Source organism: Streptomyces sp. P5F9 (assembly GCF_057961495.1).
Genome location: NZ_JBXVPZ010000576.1, coordinates 1 through 5,359 on the forward strand (window position 1 = coordinate 1; position 5,359 = coordinate 5,359).

Genomic DNA, 5,359 nt, shown 5'->3' on the forward strand with positions numbered 1-5,359 from the left:
ACTCTGGCCCCGGCCCCGGCCCCGGTCCCGACCTGGCCCCGGTCCCGGTCCCACCTGGCCCCGACCCCGGTCCCTGTCCCGGAGCTGGCCCCTGGGACGGGCCTCTGAATCGACCCGGGGTCGGTCTTGCGGCGGTCCCGGGGAGTCACGCCCGTCGGCGACGCTTCAGCAGCCGAATCCTGCGGACGGTCGCGATGAGTCCCGCGACGAGCGTCCCCCCGTACAGCCAGCCGGCCTGGGTGGCGAGCCCGGTGAACAGGCCCATCAGGCGGTTGACGAGGCCGCCGCTGCCGTCGGCCACCGGGAAGAGGCCGACGGCGAAGGCGATCGGTACGACGACCGGTGCGGTCAGCAGGTCGCCGCGCCGGATCCAGACCGCGGTGAGCACGCACACCGGCACGAACAGCACGCCGTAGACAGTCAGTGACGCCCCGAACAGGAACTGGTCGATACACCCGAGCACGAACATCACGGCCGCGCAGAACAGCCCGCCGCCGAGCCCGGTGAGCCGGGGGTTCGGCAGCTGACGTACCGTCTCGGCCGCCGTGGGGCTCGGGCGTCGGACGGTCGCCGGACGGCGCTGTGCCGTGCCGCGTGGCTGCGGGCCCGGGCGGGTCGTGCGGGCCGGGCCGCCGTTCGGACCCCGGCCGGCCTGCGGGGGCAGGGGCGGGGCCCCGCGTCTTGCGCCGGGCTGTGGGGGTCGTGTCCTGTGTTGCTCCACTGGACCAACTTAGGTCGGTTTATGTGCCGAATAGGTCCTCAGACACGCCGATGGGCAGAGCTTGGCCACGTGTTCGACGCGGAGCCGGGAGGGCGCGGCTCACGCCGTAGACTGGTGGATCGGCCCCGGGCCCCAGTCTCCGCAGCCCCAGCCGGTCCCCTCCACTGCTCTCACGCCACTCACGTACGGGAAGTCGCAACGTGTCGCTCACGATCGGAATCGTCGGTCTGCCGAATGTCGGCAAGTCGACCCTGTTCAACGCCCTGACCAAGAACGACGTGCTGGCGGCCAACTACCCGTTCGCCACGATCGAGCCGAACGTCGGCGTGGTCGGCGTCCCCGACCCGCGCCTGACGAAACTGGCCGAGATCTTCTCCTCGCAGAAGATCCTCCCGGCGACGGTCGACTTCGTCGACATCGCGGGCATCGTGAAGGGCGCGTCGGAGGGCGAGGGCCTGGGCAACAAGTTCCTCGCGAACATCCGTGAGTCCGACGCGATCTGCCAGGTCATCCGCGCCTTCAAGGACGAGAACGTCGTCCACGTCGACGGCAAGGTCTCGCCGAAGGACGACATCGAGACGATCAACACCGAGCTGATCCTCGCCGACCTCCAGACCATCGAGAAGGTCCTGCCGCGCCTCCAGCGGGAGTCGCGCATCAAGAAGGACATCGGCCCGAAGGTCGCGGCGGTCGAGGCGGCGCAGGAGATCCTGGAGAAGGGCGACACCCTCTTCTCGCAGGGCATCGTCCAGGGCTCCGGCAACGAGGAACTCCTCCACGACCTGCACCTGCTGACGACCAAGCCCTTCCTCTACGTCTTCAACGTCGACGAGGACGAGCTGGTGGACGAGGACTTCAAGACCGAACAGCGCGCCCTGGTCGCCCCCGCCGAGGCGATCTTCCTCAACGCCAAGCTGGAGGCGGACCTCGCCGAGCTCGACGAGGAGGAGGCGATGGAGCTCCTGGAGTCGGTCGGCGTCGAGGAGCCCGGCATGACGACCCTGGCCCGCGTCGGCTTCGACACCCTCGGCCTCCAGACCTACCTCACGGCAGGCCCCAAGGAGTCCCGAGCCTGGACCATCAAGAAGGGCGACACCGCCCCCGAGGCCGCCGGCGTCATCCACACCGACTTCCAGAAGGGCTTCATCAAGGCGGAGGTCATCTCCTTCGCCGACCTGGTGGAGACGGGGTCGGTGGCCGAGGCACGGGCCAAGGGGAAGGCGCGTATGGAGGGCAAGGACTATGTGATGCAGGACGGGGACGTGGTGGAGTTCCGCTTCAACGTGTGAGCAGCTGAAGCCGGCGCCACGTTGCTGTCCCGGCAGGCAGGCAGGCAGGCAGGCAGGCAGGTCAGGTGGGGCCCGGCTCATCGGCGTCGGGTCCCTGGCCGTCTCGCTCGCCGGCGGGGCAGCTCGGTTCGTTTCTGTTGTCGGTGCGGCCGCTCATTGAGGACTGACCGGGTGCCGGGTCGGCGCTGAGGATTCCGCTGCACCCTGTAGCGCGCTCGTGGGTTTATAGTAAAAGTTATTAATTCTGTATTTGTTTTTCTGTGAGGGTTTCCTTCGCTTCCCCCGTAAACAAGGGTGAAGGGCGGAGGGTACATGGACGCAAAAAACAGATTCGAGACGAGAGCCACCTTCCTGCTGCTGCGCATGGAATGGCTGGGCGGTCTTTCCGTATGTGCCGTGCTTGCGGTGCGGCATTTTTCGGAGATTCGGTGGGGGGTGTTTATCGGCCTCTTCGTCGTCATTGATGTCATCGGATATCTTCCCGGCGCCCTGGCCTTCCGGAGGAGTGGGGGCGGGTCTATCTCACGCTGGTACTTCGTGGCGTACAACACCATGCACAGCCTTGTGGTCGGGGGTGTTGTCGCCGGGTTGTGGGCGGTGCTGGTGAAGCCGGAGTGGGCGCTGCTCGCTCTGCCCTTGCATCTGCTGGGGGACCGTGCCCTGTTCGGGAATTCACTCAAGCCGTTCGGGGTGCTTTTCGAACCGCATTCGCATCCGGCGTACGTCGAATTCGAGCGGGCATACTCTGATTCGGACGGACGGAATTCCGATGACCTCCGAAGGGGTGCTGATGCCGTCCGTCTTTGAGACCCTGGTCCGGCACAGTGACAATCCGAGTTCTTTTCTTGCCCTCAATCAGGGTAATGAGTACTTCCGGGATCCACGGTTCGACGGCACCTGCGTCTATCGCCGGTCGGGGCGTCATCTGTTGCAGTTCGCGGGGCCCTTCGCGGCCGAGGAGCAGCGTGCGGGTCTGCTGGACGCCTTCGCGGCGCAGGCCCGGCCGCGCCGGCTGGTGGCGGTACAACTGCAGCGGGCGGACGCCGAGTTGTACGGGGCGCACGGGTTCACGGTGAATCAGCTCGGGGCGTCGTACGCGGTCGACCTGGGCCGGTTCACGCTGCGTGGGTCGGCCTTCGTACGGCTGCGGAACAAGATATCCAGGGCCCGGCGTGCCGGTCTTGAGGTGGTCGAGGCTCCCGCCGTGGCCGACGACGAGGTGCAGAGCGAGCTGGATCTGATCGACCGGGCTTGGCTGCAAGGCAAGGGCGGTGCCAAGGAGCTGCGGTTCCTCGTGGGGGAGCGGACCGGGCTGGCTCAGCGGCACCGGCGGTTGTTCGTGGGGCGGATCGGCGGGGTGGCCGTCGGGTACATCAGTTATTCGCCGGTCTTCGGCAGCCGGCCAGGGTGGCTCCACGACCTCAGCCGGCGTTCCCCGGACGCTCCGCCTGGGGTGATGGAGGCGCTCAACGCGACCGCGATGGAGCGGATGTCGGCCGACGGCGCGGGCTGGCTGCACTTCGGCTTCACGCCCTTCACCGGTCTCTCCGACGAGCACGAACTGCCGTGTGCGAGCCGTACGTTTACGCGCTGCGTGCGGCTGCTCGCCCAGCACGGCGAACGGATCTACCCGGCCGCCGCGCAGCTTGAGTACAAGCGGAAATGGGCGCCCCACGTGGTGCTGCCCGAGTACATCGCCTTCCAGGGGCGGCCCGGTCCAGCGGCGGTGTGGCAACTGCTGCGCGCCACGCGGGCGGTGTAGGGGCCGGGCGATCAGTCCTGCCAGTTCCGCCGTCCGATCAGTTCCGCCGTCCGGTCAGTCCCGTTGTCCGACCAGCCCCGTCGTCCCGCAGTCCCGCTCGTCCGGTCGGTTCCGTCATCCCGTCGGTCCCGCGCGTCCGGCCAGTCCCGCCATCCTGCCGGTCCCACGTGTCCGATCAGTTCCGCTCGTCCGACCCGGCCCGTCAACTTGCCAGTCCCGCCAGTCCCGCCGGTCCGATCGGTCCCGTCATCCCGTCAGTTCTGCCTGTCCGACCAGTCCCGTCAATCCACCAGTCCCGCCATTCCGCGATTCCCGCCACCCGTCAATCCACCAGTCCCGCCATCCCGCCACCCGCCATTCCCGTCCGCCGGACGGGGTTCAGCGCGACCGGGTCGTCCCGGAGCAGGGGAGCACATGAGGTTTCTGGAGCGCGAACGCGCCGTACTGACGAAAATGCTGCCGGGGCTCGACGAGAGTCTGCGGGCGGTGTCGCTCATGGAGCTGGAGAGCCCGCGCAGCCCGGGTATCGGGCTCTTCCGCGACAGCGGCGGGCCCGGACTTGTGGTGCCGGTCTCCTGCAAGGGGAAGGGTGCCACCGCGCTGGACGCCCTGCGGGTGCAGCGCGCGCTGGGCAGCAGGTCGCCGTCCCTGGCGGTGGCCACCACGATGCACCACTTCTCCATGGCCACCCTGGTCGGTCTGGTCACCGACGGCGAGGGCCTGGAGTGGATGCTCGTCGAAGGCGTGGCCTCCGGCAACCGCCTGGTGGCCTCCGGCTTCGCCGAGGGGCGGCCGGGCGCCGGCATCCTCTCCCCGTCGATGACCGCCACGGTGGGACCCGACGGCGTACGGATCAGCGGGGTGAAGCGCCCGTGCAGCCTCGCCCGGTCCATGGATCTGCTCACCGCCAGTGTCCTGGTACCCGGTGAGCAAGGGGCGCGCGACGAGCTGGCGGTGGCACTGGTCCCCGCGGAGAGCGAGGGCGTGAGCGTCAGCGGTTTCTGGTCCAGCACCTTCCTGTCGGGAGCGGAGAGCGACCAGGTCACCCTCACGGATGTGCTGGTACCGCCGGAGCTGCTGCTGCGGACCTCGGCCACGGAGGGGCGCCTGGACGAACTGCAGACCGCGGGCCTGGTCTGGTTCGAGCTGCTGATGACGGGGAGCTATCTCGGGGTCGCGAGCGCGCTGGTGGAGCGGGTGCTGCGCAACGAGCGGGTGCCCGAGTCCGAGCGGGTCCGGCTTCTGGTGGAGGCCGAGGGTGCGATGGCCGCCGCGGAGGGCGTCGCCCGTCGGCTCGACGAGGGCTGCCCGGACGAGTCGACGCTGGCCGACTCGCTGTACGTGCGGTACTGCGTGCAGGACGCCCTGGCCCGCATCGTTCCCCGCGCGGTGGAACTGCTCGGCGGCCTCAACTTCATGAGCTCGGACGAGGTCGGACACCTCGCGGCCTGCGCCAACGGGCTCTCCCTGCACCCGCCCGCACGGTCCAGGATGACCGGCCCGCTGGCGGCCCACCTTGCCGACGGCCCGCTCACCGTCGCCTGATCCGACCCCGACCCCGACCGCGGCCCCGGCCCCGACCTCGAC

At 69.0% G+C, this 5,359-nt stretch carries 5 protein-coding genes; 4 read left to right on the forward strand and 1 reads right to left on the reverse strand.

What is annotated here, in order from left to right; all coding sequences use genetic code 11:
• Window positions 1–145 precede the first annotated feature (145 nt).
• Window positions 146–721 (reverse strand): DUF6542 domain-containing protein, encoded by a 576-nt coding sequence (locus AC31A1_RS45945; RefSeq protein WP_489659022.1) that lies wholly within the window; start codon window positions 719–721, stop codon window positions 146–148.
• 200 nt (window positions 722–921) lie between these two features.
• Here AC31A1_RS45945 and ychF point away from each other — a divergent pair, with 200 nt between their 5' ends.
• From ychF to AC31A1_RS45965, 4 genes are all read left to right on the forward strand, one after another.
• Entirely contained in the window at window positions 922–2,010 is a 1,089-nt protein-coding gene (gene ychF / locus AC31A1_RS45950; protein WP_489659023.1) for a redox-regulated ATPase YchF, read from the forward strand.
• Between the two features lie 312 nt (window positions 2,011–2,322).
• Window positions 2,323–2,817, forward strand: coding sequence for a hypothetical protein (locus AC31A1_RS45955; protein WP_489659024.1), 495 nt, complete (start codon window positions 2,323–2,325; stop codon window positions 2,815–2,817).
• The gene (locus tag AC31A1_RS45960; RefSeq protein ID WP_489659026.1) at window positions 2,801–3,772 is read left to right on the forward strand and encodes a bifunctional lysylphosphatidylglycerol flippase/synthetase MprF; all 972 of its coding nucleotides are present in this window, start codon (window positions 2,801–2,803) and stop codon (window positions 3,770–3,772) included. The genes AC31A1_RS45955 and AC31A1_RS45960 overlap by 17 nt, the downstream gene beginning before the upstream one ends.
• 414 nt (window positions 3,773–4,186) lie before the next feature.
• On the forward strand, window positions 4,187–5,317 hold the full coding sequence (locus AC31A1_RS45965; protein ID WP_489659025.1) for an acyl-CoA dehydrogenase: 1,131 nt from the start codon (window positions 4,187–4,189) through the stop codon (window positions 5,315–5,317).
• The last annotated feature ends 42 nt before the right edge of the window (window positions 5,318–5,359 follow it).